This is a genomic window from Streptomyces sp. NPDC056486, from assembly GCF_042795295.1.
Lineage (GTDB): Bacteria > Actinomycetota > Actinomycetes > Streptomycetales > Streptomycetaceae > Streptomyces.
In genome coordinates, this window is record NZ_JBHTSF010000117.1 from 1 (window position 1) to 22,315 (window position 22,315).

General features: G+C 70.1%; 22 protein-coding genes. 14 read left to right on the top strand and 8 right to left on the bottom strand.

Annotated features, from left to right (window positions below; all coding sequences use genetic code 11):
• Nucleotides 1-186 precede the first annotated feature (186 nt).
• On the bottom strand, nt 187-1,107 hold the full coding sequence (locus ACFQ7F_RS33230) for a LysR family transcriptional regulator (RefSeq protein ID WP_383278644.1): 921 nt from the start codon (nt 1,105-1,107) through the stop codon (nt 187-189).
• A gap of 73 nt (nt 1,108-1,180) precedes the next feature.
• Here ACFQ7F_RS33230 and ACFQ7F_RS33235 point away from each other — a divergent pair, with 73 nt between their 5' ends.
• The gene (locus ACFQ7F_RS33235) at nt 1,181-2,113 is read left to right on the top strand and encodes a DMT family transporter (protein WP_383278647.1); all 933 of its coding nucleotides are present in this window, start codon (nt 1,181-1,183) and stop codon (nt 2,111-2,113) included.
• Here the strand turns inward: ACFQ7F_RS33235 and ACFQ7F_RS33240 are convergent.
• Nucleotides 2,045-2,935 (bottom strand): RNA polymerase sigma factor SigF, encoded by an 891-nt coding sequence (locus ACFQ7F_RS33240; RefSeq protein WP_383278650.1) that lies wholly within the window; start codon nt 2,933-2,935, stop codon nt 2,045-2,047. The two genes, ACFQ7F_RS33235 and ACFQ7F_RS33240, sit on opposite strands and share 69 nt — an antisense overlap.
• A gap of 310 nt (nt 2,936-3,245) precedes the next feature.
• Between ACFQ7F_RS33240 and ACFQ7F_RS33245 the strand changes: the two genes are divergently transcribed.
• Entirely contained in the window at nt 3,246-4,409 is a 1,164-nt protein-coding gene (locus ACFQ7F_RS33245; RefSeq protein WP_383278653.1) for a PP2C family protein-serine/threonine phosphatase, read from the top strand.
• Nucleotides 4,410-4,488: 79 nt separating this feature from the next.
• Here ACFQ7F_RS33245 and ACFQ7F_RS33250 read toward each other — a convergent pair whose 3' ends face one another.
• The gene (locus ACFQ7F_RS33250) at nt 4,489-4,995 is read right to left on the bottom strand and encodes a MarR family winged helix-turn-helix transcriptional regulator (protein ID WP_383278656.1); all 507 of its coding nucleotides are present in this window, start codon (nt 4,993-4,995) and stop codon (nt 4,489-4,491) included.
• Nucleotides 4,996-5,495: 500 nt separating this feature from the next.
• Here ACFQ7F_RS33250 and ACFQ7F_RS33255 point away from each other — a divergent pair, with 500 nt between their 5' ends.
• A complete protein-coding gene (locus ACFQ7F_RS33255; RefSeq protein WP_383278659.1) occupies nt 5,496-5,921 on the top strand; it encodes a hypothetical protein in 426 nt (141 codons plus the stop codon).
• 254 nt (nt 5,922-6,175) lie between these two features.
• A complete protein-coding gene (locus tag ACFQ7F_RS33260) occupies nt 6,176-6,916 on the top strand; it encodes a FadR/GntR family transcriptional regulator (protein WP_383278723.1) in 741 nt (246 codons plus the stop codon).
• A 289-nt stretch (nt 6,917-7,205) separates the two neighbouring features.
• Here ACFQ7F_RS33260 and ACFQ7F_RS33265 read toward each other — a convergent pair whose 3' ends face one another.
• Nucleotides 7,206-7,895 carry a FadR/GntR family transcriptional regulator gene (locus ACFQ7F_RS33265; protein WP_383278662.1) on the bottom strand — a complete coding sequence of 230 codons (690 nt, stop codon included), beginning with the start codon at nt 7,893-7,895 and terminating at the stop codon, nt 7,206-7,208.
• 199 nt (nt 7,896-8,094) lie between these two features.
• Here ACFQ7F_RS33265 and ACFQ7F_RS33270 point away from each other — a divergent pair, with 199 nt between their 5' ends.
• From ACFQ7F_RS33270 to ACFQ7F_RS33305, 8 genes are all read left to right on the top strand, one after another.
• Nucleotides 8,095-9,054: a dihydrodipicolinate synthase family protein gene (locus tag ACFQ7F_RS33270; RefSeq protein WP_383278665.1), complete on the top strand. Its 960-nt coding sequence runs from the start codon at nt 8,095-8,097 to the stop codon at nt 9,052-9,054.
• Nucleotides 9,051-10,013, top strand: coding sequence for an ROK family protein (locus tag ACFQ7F_RS33275; protein WP_383278668.1), 963 nt, complete (start codon nt 9,051-9,053; stop codon nt 10,011-10,013). Before ACFQ7F_RS33270 ends, ACFQ7F_RS33275 begins: the two co-directional genes overlap by 4 nt.
• 19 nt (nt 10,014-10,032) lie before the next feature.
• Nucleotides 10,033-10,731, top strand: a complete 699-nt coding sequence (locus ACFQ7F_RS33280; protein WP_383278671.1) for an N-acetylmannosamine-6-phosphate 2-epimerase — start codon at nt 10,033-10,035, stop codon at nt 10,729-10,731.
• Between the two features lie 61 nt (nt 10,732-10,792).
• On the top strand, nt 10,793-12,289 hold the full coding sequence (locus tag ACFQ7F_RS33285; protein ID WP_383278674.1) for a sialate:H+ symport family MFS transporter: 1,497 nt from the start codon (nt 10,793-10,795) through the stop codon (nt 12,287-12,289).
• Nucleotides 12,290-12,364: 75 nt separating this feature from the next.
• On the top strand, nt 12,365-13,927 hold the full coding sequence (locus ACFQ7F_RS33290) for an MFS transporter (RefSeq protein WP_383278681.1): 1,563 nt from the start codon (nt 12,365-12,367) through the stop codon (nt 13,925-13,927).
• A gap of 69 nt (nt 13,928-13,996) precedes the next feature.
• Complete coding sequence (locus ACFQ7F_RS33295) at nt 13,997-16,393, top strand: phosphoketolase (RefSeq protein WP_383278726.1); 2,397 nt, start codon at nt 13,997-13,999, stop codon at nt 16,391-16,393.
• Between the two features lie 183 nt (nt 16,394-16,576).
• Entirely contained in the window at nt 16,577-16,966 is a 390-nt protein-coding gene (locus ACFQ7F_RS33300) for a hypothetical protein (protein ID WP_383278685.1), read from the top strand.
• A gap of 98 nt (nt 16,967-17,064) precedes the next feature.
• Nucleotides 17,065-17,733 (top strand): class F sortase, encoded by a 669-nt coding sequence (locus tag ACFQ7F_RS33305; RefSeq protein ID WP_383278688.1) that lies wholly within the window; start codon nt 17,065-17,067, stop codon nt 17,731-17,733.
• 40 nt (nt 17,734-17,773) lie between these two features.
• Here ACFQ7F_RS33305 and ACFQ7F_RS33310 read toward each other — a convergent pair whose 3' ends face one another.
• Both ACFQ7F_RS33310 and ACFQ7F_RS33315 read right to left on the bottom strand, forming a co-directional pair.
• A complete protein-coding gene (locus ACFQ7F_RS33310) occupies nt 17,774-18,139 on the bottom strand; it encodes a DoxX family protein (RefSeq protein WP_383278691.1) in 366 nt (121 codons plus the stop codon).
• Entirely contained in the window at nt 18,136-18,615 is a 480-nt protein-coding gene (locus tag ACFQ7F_RS33315; RefSeq protein ID WP_383278694.1) for a cupin domain-containing protein, read from the bottom strand. Before ACFQ7F_RS33315 ends, ACFQ7F_RS33310 begins: the two co-directional genes overlap by 4 nt.
• 110 nt (nt 18,616-18,725) lie before the next feature.
• On the opposite strand from ACFQ7F_RS33315, the gene ACFQ7F_RS33320 reads away from it, so the two are divergent.
• Together ACFQ7F_RS33320 and ACFQ7F_RS33325 are read left to right on the top strand one after the other, a co-directional pair.
• Complete coding sequence (locus ACFQ7F_RS33320) at nt 18,726-19,577, top strand: LysR family transcriptional regulator (RefSeq protein ID WP_383278697.1); 852 nt, start codon at nt 18,726-18,728, stop codon at nt 19,575-19,577.
• 46 nt (nt 19,578-19,623) lie between these two features.
• Nucleotides 19,624-20,241 (top strand): TOPRIM nucleotidyl transferase/hydrolase domain-containing protein, encoded by a 618-nt coding sequence (locus tag ACFQ7F_RS33325; protein WP_383278700.1) that lies wholly within the window; start codon nt 19,624-19,626, stop codon nt 20,239-20,241.
• A 51-nt stretch (nt 20,242-20,292) separates the two neighbouring features.
• On the opposite strand, the gene ACFQ7F_RS33330 is transcribed toward ACFQ7F_RS33325, so the two are convergent.
• Together ACFQ7F_RS33330 and murJ are read right to left on the bottom strand one after the other, a co-directional pair.
• The gene (locus tag ACFQ7F_RS33330; RefSeq protein WP_383278703.1) at nt 20,293-20,535 is read right to left on the bottom strand and encodes a DUF6411 family protein; all 243 of its coding nucleotides are present in this window, start codon (nt 20,533-20,535) and stop codon (nt 20,293-20,295) included.
• 92 nt (nt 20,536-20,627) lie between these two features.
• Nucleotides 20,628-22,310 (bottom strand): murein biosynthesis integral membrane protein MurJ, encoded by a 1,683-nt coding sequence (gene murJ, locus ACFQ7F_RS33335; protein ID WP_383278706.1) that lies wholly within the window; start codon nt 22,308-22,310, stop codon nt 20,628-20,630.
• Nucleotides 22,311-22,315 lie beyond the last annotated feature (5 nt).

A 22,315-nucleotide genomic window follows, 5' to 3' on the forward strand; every position in this document is an offset into this window, starting at 1 on the left:
TTTCCTGGTGGGGGGCCCATGCTTTCGACGGTGGGGGCCCCCGGGGGGGGGGGGGGGCCTCGCGCGGTCCCGCCGGCGGCGTTGGGGCGGCCGCGCCGGGCGTGTGGGGGCCCGCCCCCCTCGACGGCCTTCCCCTGCGGAGGGCGGAGGTACGTGCACCGGGTGCCGGGCAAGTGAGGGTGTGCGTCAGGTCTCTGTCGACGGCCCGCCGTGGGCCGCGGCTGCCTCGCGCAGAGCGTGCAGGCCGGCCGCCACCAGAGGATGTGCCGCGCTGCCGCGCCGCACGGCGGTCAGGAACCGGCGCGAGGGAACCGGCGTGCCCCGCAATGGGACCCGCGTGACCGCATGGCGGGGGAGCGGCACGATCCTTGGCATGAGACAGATGCCGAATCCTTCAGCGACCAGCGAGGAGACCGCGTACCACTCCTTGACCTGATGGGTGATGCGGGGAGTGAAACCTGCAGCCGTGCACGCCGCCATCACCAGCGGGTACGTGTCGTTGTTCGGCTTCTTCACGATCCATGACTGCCCGGCGGCTTCCGCGAGTTCGACTCCCTCGGGCCGGGCGAGCCGGTGCCCGTCGGGGACCAGCAGGTCCTGCCGGTCGGTCAGCAGCGGTGTCTGCTCGAAGCGGGTGTCCGTGACCGGTGGCGCGTCGGGTCCTGGCAGCACCAGGGCCACGTCCGTCTCGTCCGCAAGGAGCATCCGATAGCACTCGGCGCTCTCCTCCTCGACGATCAGCGACTCCACCAGAGGGTGTGTCTCGCGCAGAGCGGCCGCAGCCGGAGCGCCGAGCGCGGCAAGCGCCGAGGACACCCCGCTCATGCGCAGCGTGCCCCGGGTGCTCGAGCCCTCCTTGGCCAGCTCCGCCTGGGCCGCCTCCCATTGCACCCGCAGCGCGTCGGCGTGCCGGAGCACGATGTGAGCGGCCGGTGTCAGGCGCACGCGCCGCCCCTCGGGCCGCAACAGCTCCGCCCCCAGATCGCGGGCAAGGAGACGCAGCTGCTGCGAGACGGCCGAGGGAGTCAGGTGCAGCGCCCCGGCCGTCGCGGTGACCGTGCCGTGCTCGGCGAGTGCCTGAAGGACGTACAGCCGATGGTCAATCATGTAGGCGAGCCTAAACGGTTGCCTGCACATTCATTTGCTGGACGTGTACGTTCGTGGCGCTGAGCCTGGAGGCATGACGAAGCTTCCTGCACCCGCGCTGATGCTCGGCAGCGTGCTGAGCCTCCAGTTCGGGCAGGCCCTGGGCAAGCAACTCGCGGGCGCGGTAGGCGCGCCGGGGGCTGTGACCATGCGCCTGGGCCTGGCCGCGGTGTTCCTGCTGCTCCTGTACAGGCCCGCGCTGCCGCGCAGCCGTACCGACGTGGCCCTGGTCCTCGCCTTCGGGACGGCCATCGCCGGAATGAACCTGATCTACCCCGCACTGCTCCTGCTGCCCCTGGGACTTGCCAGCGCCCTCCAGCTTCTCGGCCCGATAGCTCTGGCAGTGCTCACCTCGCGTCGTCGGCGTGACGTGGCCCTGGCCGTCCTGGCCGGATGCGGCGTGTATCTCTTCCACGTTCCCCACGGCACCGGCTCTTCCCTCCCGGGAATGCTGTTCGCCCTGGCCGCAGGGGCATCCATGGCCGCCTATCTGCTGCTGAGCAAGAAGGCGGGAGCCCGGAGCGCGGGAGGCGGTCCGCTGGCACTTGCGGTGACGTGGGCGGCTGTCCTGACGCTGCCGCTGGGTGTGGCGGACGCGGGTGCCGAGCTGCTCGCCCCTCGGATTCTGCTGCTGGGCACCGCGCTGGCCGTGCTGTCGGCGGTCATCCCCTACTCACTGGAGCTGGCAGCCCTGAGGCGCCTGCCGGTGCGCACGGTGAGCGTTCTGACCAGCCTGGAACCCGCGAGCGCCGGCCTGGCCGGGGTGCTGGTCCTTGGTGAGGACCTGGGCCTCGTGCAGTGGGTGGCCCTGGCGTGCGTGGGCGCGGCGAGCGCCGGGATGGTGGCCCCACGCCCGAGCCGGCGAGGGGCCACCACCGCGAAATCGAAGGTGTCGGCGTCAGGCCAGCATTCCGGAGCGGAGCTTGGTCAGGGTGCCGGTGAGAAGGCGGGAGATGTGCATCTGTGAGACGCCGAGTTCGGCGCCGATCTGCGACTGGGTCATCTCCTGGCCGAAGCGCAGTTCAAGGATGCGGCGCTCCCGGTCGTCGAGCTCGTCGAGGAGGGGTGCCAGCGTGTGCAGGTTCTCGACCGTCTCCATGGCCGGATCCGATTCACCCATCACATCGGCCAGGGTGCGCGTCGGTGTGGCCGCGCTGTCACCACCGTCGCTCGGCGCCTCCAGGGAACCGGCGGTGTAGCCGTTCGAGGCGACAATGCCCTCTATGACCTCTTCCTCGCTGATGGACAGGTAATCGGCGAGTTCCCTGACGGTCGGTTCATGGTCCGAACGGGTGGCGAGCTCTTCCTTCGCCTTGGCGAGTTCCACGCGCAGCTCCTGGAGCCTGCGCGGTACATGCACGGCCCAGGTGGTGTCCCGGAAGAACCGCTTGATCTCGCCGAGGATGTAAGGGACGGCAAAGGTGGCGAACTCGACTTCGCGGCTGAGGTCGAACCGGTCGATGGCCTTGATGAGGCCGATCGTGCCGACCTGGATGATCTCTTCCATGTCGCCGCTGCCCCGGTTGCGGAACCGGCGGGCCGCGAACTGCACGAGGGTCAGGTTCATCTCGATAAGGGTGTTGCGTGCGTATTGGTATTCGCGCGTGCCCTCTTCCAAGGTCTGCAGCCGGTCGAAGAACATCTTCGACAGCGCCCGAGCATCCTTCGGGGCCACCTTGTCCGTGTCCTCTATCCACGGCAGCGCACTATCGGCCGCGGACGTCTCGCCCGAGGCCGGCATCTCGTCCTCTCGTGCGATCCCGGCAACCTGTTCAGAGATCAGTGACATATCCCTACCTCCCCTAGCGGAACGACGCTTCCTCGTACGGCCCCTGCCCCGGCATCTGGCAGGCATGTGCGTTAGCCCAAATTTTCTTGCTGTGGGGAAATAGTTGTCTCCGTGCATCGTACGATGTGGGGGGTTGCCCGGCTTCAGCCAGGCATTCGCCCGAACCTGACAGCCCCAGCCACCGGAGTGACTCTTCGGGCGCGCCGTGTTGGACTGAGTGTGCATGCCCCCCTACGCCGAAGGCCGACGGACCGGGGGCGCTGTCAGCCGGGCTCTTATTTCGGCGTGGCTTAACGAGAAGCAGGATCACGTGGACAGATTCGCTGCCGTCGAGCGGGCGCTGCGCAACGCGGCACCCCATTTGTTGCTCGATGTCGTGACGGGGGCGTTGCGGGAACAGTTCGGGGTCGAGCGGGCGGAACTGCGGCTCGCCGACTACGGCTTGACCACCCTCCAGATGGTGGAGGACATGCCGTTCACCACCGAGCCGGTGTCCCTCCAGAGCAGTCCGCAGGGCAGGGCCTTCGGCGCCCAGGAACCCTATGTCGAGTCACGGGTCGTGCAGGGCGCGGCGACCGTACATCTGCCGGTGACCGTCCGGGGAGACCGGATGGGCGTTCTCACCATTGCCGTTCCCGAAGAGCGCTGCGCCCCGGACGACCTGATGGAGATGCAGCGCATCTGCGAGGCGCTCGGCCACGAGATCCTGGTCGCCGAACGCGACACCGATCTGTACCTCCTCGCACGCCGGTCCGCCCGCCTCACTCTCGCCGCCGAGATGCAGTGGCAGCTGTTGCCCGGTCGCTCGGTGGTGCGTCCCGAATTCGCGTTGGGCGCCCACCTGGAGCCCGCGTACGCGATCTTCGGCGACAACTTCGACTGGTCGGTCTCGGCGCACCACCTCACGCTCACCGTGACCAACGGAATGGGCCAGGGGATGGAAGCGGCCCTGCTCACCAACCTCGTGGTGAACGCGCTGCGCAACGCCCGCCGAGCGGGACTCGATCTTGCAGGCCAGGCGATCCTCGCCGACCAGGCTGTCTATGCGCAGTACCGGGGCGAGCTGCACGCCTCCGTCCTGCTGCTGCGCTTCGACCTCGCCACCGGCGAGGTGGAGGCCGTCGATGCCGGATCCCCCCGGATGTGGCGGCTCCGAGGGCGAACGGTCACGTCCGTCGACTTCGACGCGCAGCTTCCGCTTGGCATGTTCGAGGAGACGGCCTACGTCGCCGAGCGCCTGCGACTGGAACCCGGTGACCGCATCCTGGTGGGCAGCGACGGGGTCTACGACAGCGTCTCGAAGGCGGGGGAGCGGTACGGGGAGAGGGCCCTCGCACGGTCCCTGTCCGCGCATCGCCTGCTGCCTGCGGCACAGGTGCCGCAGGCAGTGCTGCGCGATCTCGCGGATTACCGAAGCGCGCTGCCCCTGGACGACGATGCCCTCGTGGTCTGCCTCGACTGGTTCGGACAGTAGTCGCGCGGTTCGGACGGCGCGGTCCGGACGGTGGTCGCCGGGTGGCCGACGAGTCGGTCTGAGCGCTCGGCGGCTTTCTCTAGCCGACCGAGCGCCAGATTCTGGCTCCGTCAGCTCCGCCGTCGGCCCGCTCTGCCGCGGTCGCCACCTCACGGAAAGCTCTGAGCCCTTCGAGCAGCGCACGCCGTGCCTTGGGCGGCATCGCGTCGATGGTGGCCATCAGGATGCCTTCCCGCCGCTTTCGCAGGTCGGTGAGGTAGGCCCTGCCGAGGCTGGTCAGCCGAAGCTCCAGTTCCCGTCGGCTGACCGGGCTCGGCGTGCGTTCGATCAGGCCCGTGGCCTGCAGCCGGTCGCACAGGCGGCTCACCGACGGTGGAGCGGACCCCAGGGCCTCGGAGAGCATCCGCAGGTTGATGCCTTCCTCGCGGTCCAGTGCGTACAGCACGCGCAACTGGGAGGGAGACACGGGCCCGGTCGGTACGGCCTCACGCCCCTGCTCCCACATGACTTCGAGCAGTTCTATGAACTCGGAACCAGCATGAGCCGCATCCCGAGACCTGCGATCGGGTTCGGGACTCAGACCCATATCGATGACACTCCGATCGACGTTGTCTCTCTTGTACATCTTGCCACCGGGGCACGGTCCACACATCGTCCCGATCGGCTGACAAGGACACCCGGGTCGCGGAGGCCGAAGACCGTGCGTGCGGCGTGTGACAGCCCCGAGAAACCGCGTCGACCCCGGCGAGCTTCTCGCAGTAGACGGGGCACGGTGGGACGGAGGCGCTGGTGGTGCACGCGGTGCCGGATCGCATCTCGGCGTCGGCGGTCGTGCGAGGAAGCATAGTGGAAACCGGCCTGGGCATTGCAGGGCCATGCCCACCCGGGTCGCGACTCCGTTCCGTCGCATCGGGCGCCCGGCATCAACAACGCGTAAAGACTGCCGGGATGCGGCAATGCGCCGGAACTGTCCTCCGGGCCAGGATGACCACGGCAGGAACCGGGGGGCGAGTCCCGGTGCCGGGTCGCGGAAGCGGGATCCGGCACCGGGGACCGGTCCGCAGCGAGCGTGAACGGGGTGGGGCGGTGGGGGAATTCCTGCACGCTCTTGCCGGGTTCCCGGCCATCCTCTTCAGCGCTGCTCTCCCCGTGGTCCTGGGCTTCTGGCTGCTCGTCGCACTCGGCCGGGCCGATACCGACAGCTTCGACTCGGATGTGGATGCCGGCGCGGTGGGCCTCGGCGGTGTGCCGGTCGCCGTGGCGGCGTCCCTGATGGCCGTGGTGGGGTGGTTCACCAGCCTGACCGGTTCGATCCTGATCGGGCGGTCCGCCCCCATGGGACTCGCACATGCCGCGGCGGACGTCGTTCTCCTTCTTCTCTCCCTCCTGATCGCCTGGTGCGTGACGCGACACCTCCTGCGCCCGCTGGCCAAGCTGTTTCCCGGCGAGCCGTCCAGGGGCGCGTCCGGCGAGACGGCGCTCGATTCGGGACCGCACGCCGACCGCGGCTGAGGCCTCGTGGGCGGTCCAGGGGGCGGACATCAGGCGCCAGACCATTGTCGATGACGGCCCGCCGCAGGCGGAGAGGTTCGCCGTGATGGCGGCCGCCGTACCGATGGCGGTGGTGGTGTAACGCAGGACCACGGGAACCGTGCGGCTCAAGCGTAAGACGTCAGATGTCTGATGCCTTGATAGCGTGGGAACGTAGCTTGACAATCGAAAGGGGTCAAGAGGTGGGGAGTTCACCCATGTCCGGTGTGAAGCCCGTGTCCGGCGCGAAGCCCGGCCGGCAACTGCTCCGGCAGGAAGTCGTCGAGGGCATCAAGCGCTACATCCTCGAGGAGCGGCTGCGCCCCGGGGACCCGCTGCCCACTGAGCCGGCTCTGTGTGAGGCGCTTGGCGCCAGCCGCTCCAGCGTCCGCGAGGCCGTCAAGATCCTCAACGCTCTGGACATCGTCGAGGTCCGCCACGGCCACGGCACCTACGTCGGCCGCCTGAGCCTGTCGGCCCTGGTGGAGAGCCTGACCTTCCGCGGTCTTCTCTCACCGGGCGACGACTTCCAGGTCCTCGCCGACCTCGTCGACGTACGCGAGCTCGTCGAGCGAGGGATGGCCGACCGGATCGTCACGACACTCAGCCCCGGCCAACTCGACGCGCTGGAGCGCCTCGTGGCCGCCATGCGCGACCAAGGGGCGGGGGAGCCGGGGGAGGGGCGCGGCTTCGTGGAGGCGGACCGGGCGTTCCACGCGCTGCTCGTGGAGCCGCTCGGCAATGAGCTCATCGAGCAGCTCTCGATGGCCTTCTGGGATGTGTACGCGATCGTCGCGCCGCATCTGGACGGGTTCACGCACGCCGACGAGACCGAGACCATTGCCGCGCACCAGAGCATCGTGGACGCCGCGCGGGCCGGTGACGTCGCCGCCTTCATGAAGTCGCTCGGCGAGCACTACGCGCCGGTGCGGCGCCGGATCTCCGAGGCCCGCGCCCGGGACGCCGCACAGGCCTGACCTGGACCGTGCCGTGGGCGGCACCTGCGCGGACATCACGATCGCCCCGCCCACGGCCCTCAAAGCGGACGCGAGCGCGGAAACCGAGGTCCGGGTGGTCAACCGGATGGGGTCCGGGTGGTCAACCGGATGGGGTCCGGGTGGTCAACCGGATGGACACGCGTCGCGACCGGGGGGGCCACCGTCAGGGTCCCGGTCACCGTGGCGCCGGACGCCTCGGGCAGCGCCAAGCTCACCGCCACCTACCGGGCCGGGGGCAAGCAGGCCTCGGGCAGCTCGACGGTGGCGATCACTCCGTAGGTTCCAGGCGGACGCGGATGCCGTCGAAGTGGGTCCGCATGGCGCGTACAGCGCGTTCGCCGTCCCCCGCCGCGACCGCGTCGACGATCTCGCGGTGCTGCGAGCAGGTGACGTCCGGATCCTGGTGGCCGTCGTCGAGATCCTCGCGCACGCGGTCCATGGCGGCCCAGAACGCGTCGAGGACCTCGCTGAGCAGATGGCTGTCGAGCGAGGCGTAGAGCGCGAGATGGAATGCGCGGTCGGTGGCGCGCGCCACCCGGCCTTCGCGCGCCTCGGTCTCCATCTCGGTGACGAGGGCGCGCAGCACGGCGAGGTCCTCGGCGGGGATTCCGGCGGTGACCGCGCCGACCAGGCCCGCCTCCAGCGCCTCCCGCACCTTCATCAGCTCGAAGAGCCCCGGCTCGCCGAGGCGGTGACGGACGGCGGCCCGGAAGGCGAGACCTTCGGCGAAGGGAGACAGCGAGAGTGAGCCGACGAAGGTGCCGGAGCCCCGGCGGATCTCGACGACATTGACGGCCTGGAGCGCCTTGAGCGCCTCGCGCACCGACACCCGGCCGACCCCGAAGAGCTCGGTCAACTCGGCCTCCGTGGGCAGCGGGTCACCGGGGGCAAGCCTGCGCTCCAGGATCAACTCCTTCAGCTGGCGCTCGGTGTCCTTGGCCATGGTCGGGCGAGCCACAACATCCTCCTGAGGTGCGATTGCCCCTTGACCGGTGGCGGGAGCATCTGTTTAAGGTGAGGCAAGACGTAGGACATCTTACGTCCCATGTTCCGGACCGCGTCATCGCTTCGAGCGGCGTAATCGCTGAGAACCGCGCAAACGTCCCATCGTTTTGAGCGGCGGCCGGACGCACCCACCTGAGCTGGAGCCCTTCACCATGTCTCTGTCCGCACCGCTGCGCGGCGTCGTCCCGCCGGTCTGCACCCCGCTCGACTCCCGCGGAGAGGTCGACACCGCGTCCCTCGCCCGGCTCGTCGACCACCTCGTGGACGGGGGAGTGCACGGCCTCTTCGCCCTCGGCTCCACCAGCGAGGTCGCCTACCTCACCGACGAGCAGCGGGCCACGGTCCTGGAGACCGTGGTCAACGCCGCCGACGGCCGGGTCCCGGTCCTCGCCGGGGTGATCGACACGACGACCGCACGCGTCGTCGAGCACGCCACGGCCGCCGCCGCGCTCGGGGCTGACGGCCTTGTCGCGACCGCGCCCTTCTACACCCGCACCCACGAGAAGGAGATCGCCGGGCACTTCCGCCGCCTGCGCGCGAGCGTGGACCTCCCGCTGTTCGCGTACGACATCCCGGTCGCCGTCCACAGCAAGCTCGGCCCCGGCCTGGTGCGCGCCCTGGCCGAGGACGGCACGCTGGCCGGACTCAAGGACAGCAGTGGCGACGAGGGCGGACTGCGCCGACTGATCGTCGAACTGGGCGGCCGCGACGGCCGTGCCCAGGGGGCGGCCCCTGACTTCAGCGTGCTGACCGGATCCGAACTGACCGTGGACGCCGCCCTGTTGGCCGGTGTCGACGGTGTCGTGCCCGGCATCGGCAACGTGGACCCGGCCGGATACGTGCGTCTTTACGAGGCCGCGCGGGCCGGGGACTGGGCGCTCGCCGCCAAGGAGCAGGAGCAGCTCATCGATCTTTTCGCCATGGTCGACGTGGGGCCGGAGGCGGACATGGGCCGCAGCTCCTCCGCGCTCGGCTCGTTCAAGGCGGCGCTCCAACTGCTCGGCGTCATCGAGTGCGGCGACACCGCCTTCCCGCAGATCCAGCTGTCCGCCGAGTCGGTCGCGCTTGTCGCGCAGCGGCTGCGCGCCGCCGGTCTGCCGCCGGTCCGATGAGTCCCGGCTCCCTGCCGGGTGGCGTCGGCGACGCGCTCATAGGCCTCGACCTCGGCGGTACGAAGATCGCTGCCGCGCTCATCGGCGCGGACGGCACCGTCCTTGCCCGGCACACCCGGCCCACTCCGGCCGACAGCGGCGCCGACGCCGTGCTCGACGCGCTTGCGACGGCCGCCGCCGAGGTCGACCCGGGCCGCCGCGCCGCGGCGCTCGGCATCGCCGCCGCCGGGGTCATCGACCCCCGCACCGGCCGGGTCACCAGCGCCACCGATTCCATCAGCGGCTGGGCGGGCACGGCGCTCGGCGCCGGGCTCGCGGACCGTACCGGATACCCGGTGGCCTGCGACAACGACGTACGGGCCACGGCCGGTCCTGAGCTTGCGGCACTGGATTCAGAGCACGGTTCGCTGCTGTTCGCCGCGATCGGGACCGGGGTCGGGGGCGCCGTCGCCGTCGACGGGCGGATGTTGCACGGGGCGGCGGGCATCGCGGGACACCTCGGTCATGTGCCGAGCCCCCAGGCGGCCGGGCTGCCCTGCACTTGCGGCGGCACCGGGCACCTGGAAGTCATCGCGTCGGGGCCCGCGATCACCGCCCACTACCAGCGGCTCACCGGGACCACGGTGGACCGCCTTCGCCTGGAGACCGTCGCAGCCCGGGCCACGCAGGGTGACGCGGACGCCGTCCACGCGATCACCACCGGTGCGGCCGCCGCAGGACAGGCGCTCGGCGGGCTCGCCAACGCGCTGGGTCCTGACCGGATCGTCGTCGGGGGCGGAGTCCCTCGAATCGGCCCTCTGTACGGGGATGCCCTGGCCGCCGCCCTCGCCGCGGAACTGATGCCGCCGCTGCGCGGCCTCGTACCGCAAGCCCCCTTGTTCGGAGCCGACGCGGCGGTGCTCGGCGCCGCCGCCCTCACCACACGCCTGCCCCTTCACCACCCCGGAGCCCTCCGATGACCACGCAAGGAGCCCTGTGATGACCACGCGGCAGACATGGACCGCGGCCGACCTTGCCGCCGAACTCCGGGGCAGGCTGATCGTCTCCTGCCAGGCACCGCCCGGTGATCCGATGCGGGAGACCGGCGCCCTCGTACGGCTCGCACGGTCGGGGGCGGCCGGGGGCGGCGCCGCCATCCGCGCCAATGAACCGGACGTCGTCGCCGCGATCGTCGCCGCCGTCGACCTGCCGGTCATCGGCCTGTGGAAGGACGGTGACACCGGCGTCTACATCACCCCGACCGTCCGGCACGCCCTGGCGATCGTGGAAGCCGGTGCGGCCGTCGTCGCCGCGGACGCCACCGAGCGGCAGCGCGCCGACGGCTCCACCTTCGCCGATCTCGTCGCCGCGGTCCACGCGGCCGGCGCGCTCGTCATGGCCGACGTCTCCACGCTCGCCGAGGGCGTGACCGCGGCCGAGCAGGGCGCCGACTTCGTCTCCACCACCCTGTCCGGCTACGTCCCGGGAACGCCGAAGACACGTGGCCCCGACCTCACGCTGGTGGCCGAGCTGGCTGCCGCGATCGACGTCCCGGTCGTCGCCGAAGGCCGCATCAACACTCCGCAGGACGCCGCCGCTGCCCTGGCCCGCGGCGCCCACAGCGTCGTCGTCGGAACCGCCATCACCGCGCCCACGGCCCTGACCGCCCGCTTCGTCGCGGGCCTCACCAAGCACTGACCTGTCCCTCTAGGCGACCGGTAGCTCAAGGACGAGCACCGCCCCGCATCATGGAGTCACCGTGCAGACCTCATCACCCGCCAAGCCCCGCTGGTACCGCGAGATCAGCCGTACCCAGTGGAAGTCGTTCTTCGCCGCCTGGATCGGTTATGTCCTCGACGGCTTCGACTTCGTCCTGATCACGCTGGTCCTCACCGAGATCAGTGACGAGTTCGGCCTCAGTACCGTGCAGGCGGCCAGCCTGATATCCGGCGCGTTCATCACCCGCTGGCTCGGCGGCGCGGTCCTCGGCGCGCTCGGCGACCGGTACGGCCGCAAGGCCTCCATGGTGCTGAGCATCCTGCTCTACTCGCTCGGCACGTTCGCCTGCGGATTCGCCTGGAACTACCACAGCCTCTTCGCCGCCAGGCTCGCCATCGGCATGGGGATGGCCGGTGAGTACAGCGCCAGCGCCACGTACGTGATGGAGAGCTGGCCTGCGAAGCTGCGCAGCCGGGCGAGCGGGTTCCTCATCTCCGGCTTCTCGGTCGGCTCGGTGCTCGCCGCACAGGTCTACAACTGGGTGGTGCCCTCGCTCGGCTGGCGGTGGATGTTCTACCTCGGCCTGATCCCGATCGCCGTCGCGCTGTGGATGCGGCGCGCGCTGCCGGAAGCTGCGGAGTGGAGCGAGTCGGTCGCCGAGAAGGGCGCCAAGCCCAACCCGTTCCGTCCGCTGTTCGCGACCCGTGGCAGGGCCGGTGCCAACGTGGTCCTGACCGTGGTCGCCACCGTCTCCCTCTTCCTGGTCTTCACGCCGGGCGGTGCAGGGATGGTGCCCGTCCTTTCCGTGGTCGCCGGTCTCTCGCTCGCCGCCTTCGCCGTCCAGCTCGGCGGCAAGCGCGGCTGGGCGCTGTACCTGTCGATGATCGTCACGCTGTTCTTCGCGTTCCTCTACTCCTGGCCCATCCAGGCACTGCTGCCCACGTATCTGAAGACCGATCTGGGCTACAGCACGGACCAGGTCACCGACGTCCTCTACTTCGCGGGCTTCGGCACCATGGTGGGCTGCTGGACGGCGGGCTTCCTCGGCGACCGGATCGGCGCGAAGAAGGCGTACGCGCTGACGCTTCTTGCCTCCCTCGCCTTCGTCTACCCCGTGTTCGCCGTGCAGGACAACCTGCTGCTGCTCGGCATCCTGCTGTTCCTGCTCCAGGCGACCAGCTTCGGCATCTCCGGACTGCTCCCGCGCTACATCGGCGGTCACTTCCCGACCCGGAGCCGGGGTGCGGCGCTCGGCTTCACGTACAACGTGGGCGCCCTCGGCGGCGCGGTGGCTCCGGTCCTCGGGGCGCATCTCGCGTCCGGTATGGATCTGGGGCAGGCGCTCGCCGTGCTGACGTTCGCGGGCACGGTCATCGTGGTGCTTCTGGTCGGCTTTGACGTACCGGCCCGGTTGAACCGGCTCATGGACCCGGACGGGGACAAGGACCACCTGGCGGAGGAGGCGTCCCAGCTGTCCCAGCCGTCACAGAGTGCGCAGGCGCAAGCATCGACGGCCGGTGACTCCGCCCGCACGTGACACCGGGCTCCTCAGCACTCGCATCGCGGCCCGCCCCAGCGGCAGGAGTACGGGATGCGTGGTGTTCTGGAACCTATGAGCAGTCCGGAAGAGCAGACGAACCTGGGCCGGGCGAGCAGCCGCGACGTCCCCACGGCGGAAACGGCGGAACCCCCCTCCAGCCGTCGCTGGTGGGCCCTGGCCGTGATCGCGCTCGCCCAGCTCATGGTGGTCCTGGACGCGACCATCGTGAACATCGCACTGCCGTCCGCGCAGCGCGAGCTGGGCCTCACCAACGGCAACCGCCAGTGGGTCATCACCGCGTACACGCTGGCCTTCGGCGGTCTGCTGCTTCTCGGCGGCCGTATCGCCGACCTGCTGGGCCGCAAGCGCACCTTCATCATCGGACTCGTCGGCTTCGCCGCGGCCTCGGCGCTCGGCGGCGCCGCCACCGGACCCGCCATGCTCTTCGCGTCGCGCGCCCTGCAAGGCGTCTTCGCCGCGGTCCTCGCTCCGTCCGCCCTTTCGCTGCTGACCACCACCTTCACCGACGGCAAGGAGCGCGCCAAGGCGTTCGGGATCTACGGCGCCATCGCCGGCGCGGGCGGTGCGCTCGGTCTTCTGCTCGGCGGCATCCTGACGGAGTACCTGGACTGGCGCTGGTGCCTGTACGTCAACGTCCCCATCGCCGTGCTCGCCGTCTTCGGCGCCTTCTCCCTCCTGGAGGACCGCGCGGGACACAAGGACGCACGCCTGGACGTCCCCGGCGTGATCCTGGGATGCGGAGGGCTCATTGCCGTCGTGTACGGGCTGAGCGAGGCCGAATCCCGCGGCTGGACCTCCGTGATGGTCCTCGCACTGCTGATCGGCGGCATCGCCCTCCTTGCCGTGTTCACGTGGTGGCAGACACGAACGACGCGTCCCCTGCTGCCGCTGCACATCGTGAAGGACCGCAACCGTGGCGGCTCGATGCTGACCATGGGACTCGCCACGATCGGCATGTTCGGCGTTTTCCTCTTCATGACGTACTACCTGCAGAGCATCCTCGGCTACTCACCGGTGAAGACCGGATTCGCCTTCTTCCCCATGTCGCTGGCCATCATCATCGGGTCGACGCAGATCTCGGCCCGGCTGCTGCACCACGTCCCCCCACGGCTCCTCATGGGGCCGGGACTGCTGCTCGCGGCGGTGGGTCTGTTCACGCTGACGTTCCTCGGCACGGAATCCAGCTACGCCGGGCACATCCTGCCCGGCCTCCTGATGCTGGGGCTCGGGCTCGGCCTCACCTTCATGCCGGTGATGGCGACCGCCACCGCCGGGGTGGCCCCACAGGACGCGGGCGTCACGTCGGCGACGGTCAACACCGCCCAGCAGGTGGGCGGTTCCATCGGCACGGCGCTGCTCAACACCATCGCCACGACGAGCACCGCCACGTACCTCTCGTCCCACCTGGCCGGAGCTGCCCGTACAGGACCGCTGACGCCGGAGCGCAAGGCCCAGATAGTCGACTCCGGTGTGGTGCACGGTTTCACCGTGGCCATCGGGTGGGCGGCCCTGATCATGCTCGCGGCCTCCGCGGTCGCCTTCCTGCTCGTCAACGCCCCTGCGCCGCGACACCGCCAGGAGAATGCCGGGGCGCCTGACGTGACCTCGGTCTGAAGCCGTCCTCCTGCCAGCCATCACCCTTGTCCATGACCCTTGTAAGGAGAAGCTGTGGGCGATCCCGCGGTGAACCCGGCCGTATCCGCCGAACCGCCCTCCGGCGCCGAGCTCCAGGAACTGGAACGGTACTGGCGGGCGGCCAATTACCTCTCGGTGGGGCAGATCTATCTGATGGACAACGCCCTGCTGCGGCGGCCTCTGTCGGCCGAGGACATCAAGCCGCGGCTCCTCGGCCACTTCGGCACCTCACCCGGGCTCAACCTGGTGCACGTTCATCTCAACCGGGCCATCAAGGCACGGCAGTTGGAGGCCGTCTGCATCTGGGGCCCCGGGCACGGGGGGCCCGCGGTACTGGCCAACTCCTGGCTGGACGGCACGTACACCGAGATCTACCCCGACGTCACCCGCGACGGAGAGGGCATGGCCCGGCTGTTCCGCCAGTTCTCGTTCCCCGGCGGAGTGCCCAGCCATGTCGCCCCCGAGACGCCCGGCTCCATCCACGAGGGCGGCGAGCTCGGCTACTCCCTCTCGCACGCCTACGGCGCCGCGTTCGACAACCCGGACCTGCTCGCGGTGTGCGTCATCGGCGACGGAGAGTCCGAGACCGGGCCGCTGGCCGCATCCTGGCACTCCAACACCTTCCTGGACCCGGTGCACGACGGCGCGGTGCTCCCCGTCCTGCACCTGAACGGCTACAAGATCGCCAACCCGACGATCCCGGCCAGGCTGCCCGAGAGCCAGCTCGACGACCTGATGCGCGGATACGGATACGAGCCTGTGCACGTCACCGGCGACGACCCCATGACGGTCCACCGGGATTTCGCGGTCGCCATGGACCGCTGCCTCGACCGCATCGCCGCGATCCAGCGGACGGCCAGGGCCGACGGAGACGCCGAGCGCCGCAAGGACGCCACCGCGCCGCGCTGGCCCATGATCGTGCTGCGTACCCCGAAGGGCTGGACCGGCCCCAAGACGGTGGACGGCAAGCCGGTCGAGGGGACGTGGCGGGCACACCAGGTGCCGTTGTCCAACGTCCGGGAGAGCGCCGAGCACCGCCACCAGCTTGAGGAGTGGCTGCGCTCCTACCGGCCCGAGGAACTGTTCGACGCCGAGGGACGCCCGGCGCCCGGACTCGTCGACATCGCGCCGCAGGGCACGCTGCGCCTCGGCGCCAACCCGCACGCCAACGGCGGGCTGCTCCTGCGCTCGCTGCCGCTGAGGCCGCTCGAAGGTTTCGCGGTCGACGTGGACAAGCCGGGCGCCACCATGAACGAGCCGACCCGGGTGCTCGGCGGCTACTTGCGGCAGGTGATGGCCGACACCGCCGAGCGGCGCGACTTCCGGCTCGTCGGCCCGGACGAGACCGCCTCCAACCGGCTCGACGCGGTCTACGGGGCTTCGGGCAAGGCCTGGCAGGAGGAGATCCACGACGTCGACGAACACCTCTCCCGGCACGGGAGGGTGATGGAGATCCTCTCCGAGCACACCTGCCAGGGGTGGCTCGAGGGGTACTTGCTGACGGGGCGCCACGGGCTCTTCTCCTGCTACGAGGCGTTCGTGCACATCGTCGACTCGATGGTCAATCAGCACATCAAGTGGCTGCGCACCACCCGCGAGTTGCCCTGGCGGGCGCCGATCGCCTCGCTGAACTACCTGCTGACCTCCCATGTGTGGCGGCAGGACCACAACGGCTTCTCGCACCAGGACCCCGGATTCATCGGACACGTCCTCAACAAGAGCCCCGAGGCGGTGCGGGTCTACCTGCCGCCGGACACCAACACGCTCCTTTCCACCGCCGAGCACTGCCTCGCCTCACGCGACTACGTGAATGTGATCGTGGCCGGCAAACAGCCCGGCTTCGACTGGCTGAGCCTGGACGAAGCACGGGCACACTGCGCGAGGGGCGCCGGGGTGTGGACCTGGGCCGGCACCGAGACCTCCGAGCGCGAGCCGGACGTCGTCCTTGCCTGCGCCGGGGACGTGCCCACCCTGGAGGTCCTGGCCGCCGCGAGCCTGCTGCGCACCCACCTGCCGGAGCTCGCGGTACGCGTGGTCAACGTGGTGGACATCGCGCGCCTCATGCCGGAGGGGGAGCACCCGCACGGCATGCCGGACGCGGAGTTCGACACGCTGTTCACGCGCGACAAGCCGGTGATCTTCGGATTCCACGGCTACCCGTGGCTCGTGCACCGCCTCGCGTACCGGCGCGCGGTCCACCCGCACCTGCACGTCCGCGGATACAAGGAGCGCGGCACTACCACCACGCCCTTCGACATGGTGGTCGCCAACGACCTGGACCGCTTCCGACTGGTGATGGACGTCATCGACCGCGTGCCGGGCCTGGGCGTCCGCGCGGTCGAGGTGCGCCAGCAGATGCAGGACACGCGGCTGCGCCACCACGCCTATGTGCGGGCGAACGGCGTCGACCTGCCGGAAGTTCGGGACTGGACCTGGCAGGACTGACGGGCCTCATCGCCCGGCCAGACGGGTGGGTGCGTGTGGGCCGAGCGGGGGACTTGCGGCGTGTTGCCGGTAGCGACACGCCGTGAGGCGGGATGGCTCTTGGTAGTGGCGCGGTCGACGCCAGCAACACGTTCCGGGGCACGAGCGCTTCCGGGGGGCCGCGCCCGTACTGGAGGTACAGAAATGCGTTCCATCCGAGTGCTGACCGGTCTGGCCGTTGCGGGCGCCGCGCTGGCGATCACCGCCCCCAACGCGCAGGCAGTGTCGCCGAGTTGCCAGAAGGCGCTGGACGACGCGGAGATCACGCAGAAGAACTCCGACACGGTGCAGGCCGACCCGAACGCATCCCAGGAAGAGAAGAAGGCCGCCGAGGACGAGGCCAACATGGCCGCCTCCACCGCCCAGCGGTTCTGCGACTCCACGGACCCGGCCGTCAGGGGCGGCGTGCACGCAGGTTCGGGCGGCTCCCAGGGCAGCACCGATCCGACCGAGCTCGCTGCCGGGGCCGCGGTCCTTGCCGTCGGTGCGGGCGCGGTGTACCTGCACCGCCGCAAGAACGCCGGAGACAGCTGACCTCCCGCCACCGGTCAACCGACCCCGTCGGCCGAGCTCGTACTCGCCCGGCGGGGCCGCGAAACAACCCCCTCCACCTGGGCAGGAACGACGACACCATGACCTACCCCCACGCATCGACGGCCCGTTCCATGTGGCACCACATAGGGGCCTGGGGCGTACTCGCCGCCCTCGCCGTGGGCTTGTGGTCCTGGACGGCGGACAGTGAGGACGCCGACACGCCGCCCAGGCCCTCCGCCGCCCAGGCCAAGACCTTCACATCCGGCCGTCCGGCCGAAGCCGCCGCGCCCGCGGTGACCTCCCTCTCCGAGTCGGCCCCCGTCCGCATCAAGATCCCCGTCATAGGCGTGGACGCCGCCCTCACCGACCTGTCGAGGACCGAGGACGGCGGACTGAACGCGCCACCACCCGACGATGCCAACCTCGCGGGCTGGGACGCGGCCGGCACGCTGCCCGGCAGCACCGGCACCGCCGTGATCGCCGGACACGTCGACACCGACAAGGGGCCCGCCGTCTTCTACGGACTCGGCTCCCTGAAGAAGGGCGCCAAGGTGCAGGTGACCCGCGAAGACGCCCGCACCGCGGTGTTCACCGTCGACGGCGTCGAGGAGTACGAGAAGGACGACTTCCCCAGCAGCAAGGTCTACGCACCACGGGCGCGCCCCGAACTGCGCCTCATCACCTGTAGCGGCACCTACAACAAGACCGACGGCTACTCCGGCAACGTCGTCGTGTATGCACATCTGACCGGAGTCGGCCCCCAGTAGACCGGCCCTTTGGCTCACGCCGGAATGAGGTAGCACGCGCTTAGGGTGACCAGGTCGTCGCCAGCCAGACGGTCACGGACGCGGTGACGACGAGCACGATGTTGACGGCGATCCGGCGGTCTCCGCGGCGCAGATGAACCCTGGTCGCGCCGATCTGCAGGACCACGAACCCGGCCGCCGCGGCCAGGGCGAGCCAGGAGGCGATGCCGGTCAGGGGCGGGAGTATCAGGCCGATCGCGCCGAGTACTTCGATCAGCCCGATGGCCCTGACGGCGGGCATCGGCGTGCTGTCCACCCAGGCCATCATCGGCCGGAGCCCCTCACGGCTCCGCACCAGCTTCACCCCGCCCCCGTAGAGGTAGAACAGGGAGAGCGGGCCGGCCACGATCCAGTAGGCGACGTTCACGATTCCCGTCCTCCGGCGAAGTCGGTGGCGGGCTCGGTGGCGTAACGGCTCATCACCTGGATGTTCGCCCGGGGAGTCAGTGCCTGGCCGTCGGCGATCATTGCCTGCAGATCCCGGAAGTACTGCACATACAGGTCCGGCGTGAAGATGCTGAGCATGACGGCCGGTTGGCCGGTCACGTTGGCGAAGGTGTGCGGTGCGCCGGGCGGGACCATCACGAGCGTCCCCGCAGTCACGTCGTAGTCCTTCTCGCCGACCGTGAACCGCACCGTGCCGGAGATGATGTAGAAACCCTCGTCGTGCTGAGCGTGCCGGTGTTGCGGCGGTCCTGGCGTATGTGGCGCGAGGACCGATTCGGCGAGTCCGAGACGGTGTTCGGTGTTGCTGCCGTCTTCGAGGACGCGCAGTCGCGTGGTGCCCAGGACGATCATCTCGCCGTCACCCGGACCGACCACCGACACTGCGGGGTCGGTCATGGGCTCACTCGTTCTCGGTTCGTCGGTCATGCTCCGATTCCACCGCCAGAGCGCCGCAGGCGTCCAAGACCTGTTCTGTGACGCCGATACCGAACGGGTATCGTCCCAGCATGGAGCTACGTACGCTGCGCTATTTCGTGGCCGTTGCCGAGGAACTCCACTTCGGCCGGGCCGCCGTCCGGCTGCACATGAGCCAGCCGCCACTGAGCCGGGCGATCAAGCGGTTGGAGACCGAGGCCGGCGCCGCGCTGTTCGACCGGTCGCCCACCGGTGTCACGCTCACCGCGGTGGGTGCGGTGCTGCTCGACGAGGCGCGCACCCTGCTCGACCAGGCCGACCGGCTCCGCGTACGCGTGGCTGCCGCGGCGGGCGTCGCGACCATCACCCTCGGCATCCTGGGGGACAGCGCCGATCCGGGCGCGACCCGTCTCGCCGACGCCTACCGTCGGCGGCACCCGCAGGTCGAGGTGCGCGTCCGCGAGACCGACCTGACCGACCCGACCTGCGGGCTGCACGCCGGACTCGTCGATGTCGCCCTGACCCGGGGGCCGTTCGACGGGACAGGACTGACCGTGCACGAACTGCGCGCGGATCCGATGGGCGCTCTGCTGCGCGCCGACGATCCGCTGGCCCGCCGCGACAAACTGAAGCTGGCCGACCTGGCCGACCGCCGCTGGTTCGTCTTCCCGGAGGGCACCGACCCCCTCTGGCAGTCGTACTGGAACGGCGGGGAACCCCGCGAGGGCCCGGTGGTGCGCGCCGTCGCGGAGTGCCGACAAGCCGTGCTCTGGAACGGCACCGTCGGCATGACTCTCCTGGACCACGAGCCGGGGGACGGGCTCGCGGTGGTGCCGTTGACCGACATGCCTCCGAGCCGTGTGGTGGCGGCATGGAACGAGGGCGACACGAATCCGCTGATCCGCTCGTTCGTCCGGATCGCGATCGCCGCCTATCGAGGCTGACTGATATTCCTGTGCCGTGCCGACGGCAAAGAGGCAGACTCGCTCCATGGCGGACATACGGGCGTTCCGGGACGCGGTCAGTGGCTGGGCGGCCGGTGGCCCCGGCGGGCCGGCGAGCGAACTGGCCGTACGAGTAGGGGTGCGCACAGCGGTGCTGCTGGAAGGGCCAAGTGACCTCGCGGCCGTTGAGGCGCTGGCCGCGGCGCGCGGCCGGGACCTGGCCGCCGAGGGGGTGTGCGTCGTGTCGATGGGCGGGGCGATGAGCATCGCCCGCTACGCCGAACTCCTCGGGCCGCCCGGCCTCGGGCTGCGCCTGGCAGGGCTGTGCGACGAGAACGAGCGAGGCTTCTTCGACCGTGGCCTGAAGCGGGCAGGGGCGCCGCAGCAAGGCTTCTTCGTGTGCGTCTCGGACCTGGAGGACGAGCTCATCCGCGCCCTTGGCACGGCCAGGGTCGAGGAGACCGTCCGGGCCGAGGGCGACCTGCGGGCCTGGCAGACCTTCCTGCGCCAGCCCGCACAGCACGGTCGGCCCCGGCAGCAGCAGTTGCGGCGCTTCCTCGGCACGAAGAAGGGCCGCAAGATCCGCTACGGCAGCCTCCTCGTCGAGGCCCTCGACCCCGAACTGACACCGGCCCCGCTCGACGACCTCCTCACGAGCCTCTGACGCACGTCTCGTCAGGAGCGGTCAGGAGCGGTAGTGGGATCGCGCCCGGGGTCAGAAGGGCATGCGGCCTCGGGTGCGCCGACCGGCCGAGCCGCTGCGGCCCACGGCCTTGGAGCTGCTGCGGAAAGGCTTGCTGAAGATCCGGCCCAGGATGCCGGGGGCCTTGCCGCCCACGCGCGATCCGGCTCCCAGGGTGCGCTGGGTTCCGCGTTCGGGGTGCCGTGAAAGGCGAGGCACGAAGAAAGCGAGGACGGCCAGGACGATGCAGACAGCGACTATGCCGACAATGATCACGAAGGACTCCCTGTGTCGAGGCGTGTCTGCCGGGTGCCCTGTCGAGCGAAGCGTATGCGCCGGGCCCCGGCCGCCCCGGGAGCCTCGTCGGACTAGCGCATGCCGGGCAGGCGTCGGAGTTCGCTGACTTTCAGCAGCCGCGCAAGGAGGACGTATCCCAGGGCAGTCGTGCACACTCCGGCAGCGAGCGCGGCGGCGGTCGGCCACGTTCCGCTGCCTAGCCCGGCGCATGCACGCGTCGCGGCCCAGCCCAGTCCTGCGGCGGGGCCCGCAGCGCACAGCAGCTTCAGGTAGGTGTGGCGCAGGCTGCCGTCGTCGATGTGGTCTCCGAGTTTCCTGCGCAGCAGGTACGCGGTGAGCGCGAGGCCGGCCAGGTAGGACAGGGTGTAGGCCCCGGCCATGCCGACGACCGCCCAGCGGACGGGGAGCAGTAGGTGACAGGCCGTGGCAAGGGCGATGTTCACCCCCGCGATCCAGGCCGCCATGAGGAACGGAGTGCGTGTGTCCTCCAGCGCGTAGAAGCCGCGCAGCAGGAGGTACTGGGCGGAGAACGGGATGAGGCCGAGCCCGAAGGCCTGCAGCATGTATCCCAGCGGGCGGGCCGATGCGGCGTCCGCCGCTCCGTGGGCGAACAGCAGCGTCGCGATCTGCGGACCCTGGGCGAGGAAGAGGAAGGCGGCGGGCACGATGATCACGCCGCTGATCCGCAGTGCCCGGGACAGGTCCGCGCGCAGGTCCTGGAGACGCCCTTCCGCGACGGCCCGGCTCATACGTGGCAGCAGCGCCGTCACCAGGGACACGGTCACGATCGACTGCGGCAGCAACCAGATGGTCTGCGCGTAGGTGTAGGCCGAGTAACCGGCGCCGGCGTGGGGGAGCTTCTGGTCGGCGGCGTTGGCGTAATTCGTGACCACTGTCAGGGCGGCCTGGTTGGCCAGGACGAACAGCAGCGTCCACTTCGCCGCGTGGACGCTCCTGCCCAGGCCGGTGCCCCGCCAGTCGAAGCGCGGCCGGAACCGGAAGCCCGCTGCCCGGGCGAACGGGATCAGGGCCAGGGCCTGTAGGGCGATGCCCGCCGTCGTCCCGAGCCCCAGCAACCGCACCTGGGTGGTGGTGATGTCCTCCACCTGGTCGGGAACCGTCATCAGCGTCAGGTAGGCGGCGAACATGCCGACCAGCACGACGTTGTTGAGAACAGGCGTCCACATCATCGCGCCGAACTTCTCGCGGGCGTTGAGGACTTGTCCGTAGATGCTGAACAGGCCGTAGAAGAAGATCTGCGGCAGCAGGAACCTGGCGAACGTCACCGTCAGCTCGAACGCCTCGTGGCTGTCCGGGGTGTCGCGCATGTACAGGCCCACGATCTGCGGGGCCGCCCATACCGCCAACGCCGTCCCGACACCGAGTACACACACCACGAGCGTGACCAGACGCTGCTCGTACGCACGCCCGCCGTCGGGCTGCGTCGCCCTGGCGCGCACCAGCTGCGGCACCAGGACGGCGTTGAGCGCGCCACCGATCAACAGCGTGTACAGGCTTGTCGGCACTGTGTTCGCGGTGTTGTACGTGCTGGCCAGCAAGCCCGTTCCCAGCGCCGCGGCTTGCAGCACCTGCCGGATCAGACCCGTCGCCCGCGACACCACCGTGCCGGCCGCCATCAGCAACGACGAACGAGCCAGTCCGCCCCGGTTCTGCTTCTGCCGGGCGGCATGCCGCTCTCCTGCCTGCTGCTCCTGCGGCATCGTCTGCGCCGCGGAGCTTGACCCCTCCACCATGCGGT

Coding starts and splice junctions, on each gene's coding strand:
- ACFQ7F_RS33230 (WP_383278644.1), bottom strand. CDS start 1,107: ATGATTGACCATCGGCTGTACGTCCTTCAGGCACTCGCCGAGCACGGC.
- ACFQ7F_RS33235 (WP_383278647.1), top strand. CDS start 1,181: ATGACGAAGCTTCCTGCACCCGCGCTGATGCTCGGCAGCGTGCTGAGC.
- ACFQ7F_RS33240 (WP_383278650.1), bottom strand. CDS start 2,935: ATGTCACTGATCTCTGAACAGGTTGCCGGGATCGCACGAGAGGACGAG.
- ACFQ7F_RS33250 (WP_383278656.1), bottom strand. CDS start 4,995: ATGGGTCTGAGTCCCGAACCCGATCGCAGGTCTCGGGATGCGGCTCAT.
- ACFQ7F_RS33270 (WP_383278665.1), top strand. CDS start 8,095: ATGTCTCTGTCCGCACCGCTGCGCGGCGTCGTCCCGCCGGTCTGCACC.
- ACFQ7F_RS33275 (WP_383278668.1), top strand. CDS start 9,051: ATGAGTCCCGGCTCCCTGCCGGGTGGCGTCGGCGACGCGCTCATAGGC.
- ACFQ7F_RS33280 (WP_383278671.1), top strand. CDS start 10,033: ATGACCACGCGGCAGACATGGACCGCGGCCGACCTTGCCGCCGAACTC.
- ACFQ7F_RS33290 (WP_383278681.1), top strand. CDS start 12,365: ATGAGCAGTCCGGAAGAGCAGACGAACCTGGGCCGGGCGAGCAGCCGC.
- ACFQ7F_RS33300 (WP_383278685.1), top strand. CDS start 16,577: ATGCGTTCCATCCGAGTGCTGACCGGTCTGGCCGTTGCGGGCGCCGCG.
- ACFQ7F_RS33305 (WP_383278688.1), top strand. CDS start 17,065: ATGACCTACCCCCACGCATCGACGGCCCGTTCCATGTGGCACCACATA.
- ACFQ7F_RS33315 (WP_383278694.1), bottom strand. CDS start 18,615: ATGACCGACCCCGCAGTGTCGGTGGTCGGTCCGGGTGACGGCGAGATG.
- ACFQ7F_RS33320 (WP_383278697.1), top strand. CDS start 18,726: ATGGAGCTACGTACGCTGCGCTATTTCGTGGCCGTTGCCGAGGAACTC.
- ACFQ7F_RS33325 (WP_383278700.1), top strand. CDS start 19,624: ATGGCGGACATACGGGCGTTCCGGGACGCGGTCAGTGGCTGGGCGGCC.
- murJ (WP_383278706.1), bottom strand. CDS start 22,310: ATGGTGGAGGGGTCAAGCTCCGCGGCGCAGACGATGCCGCAGGAGCAG.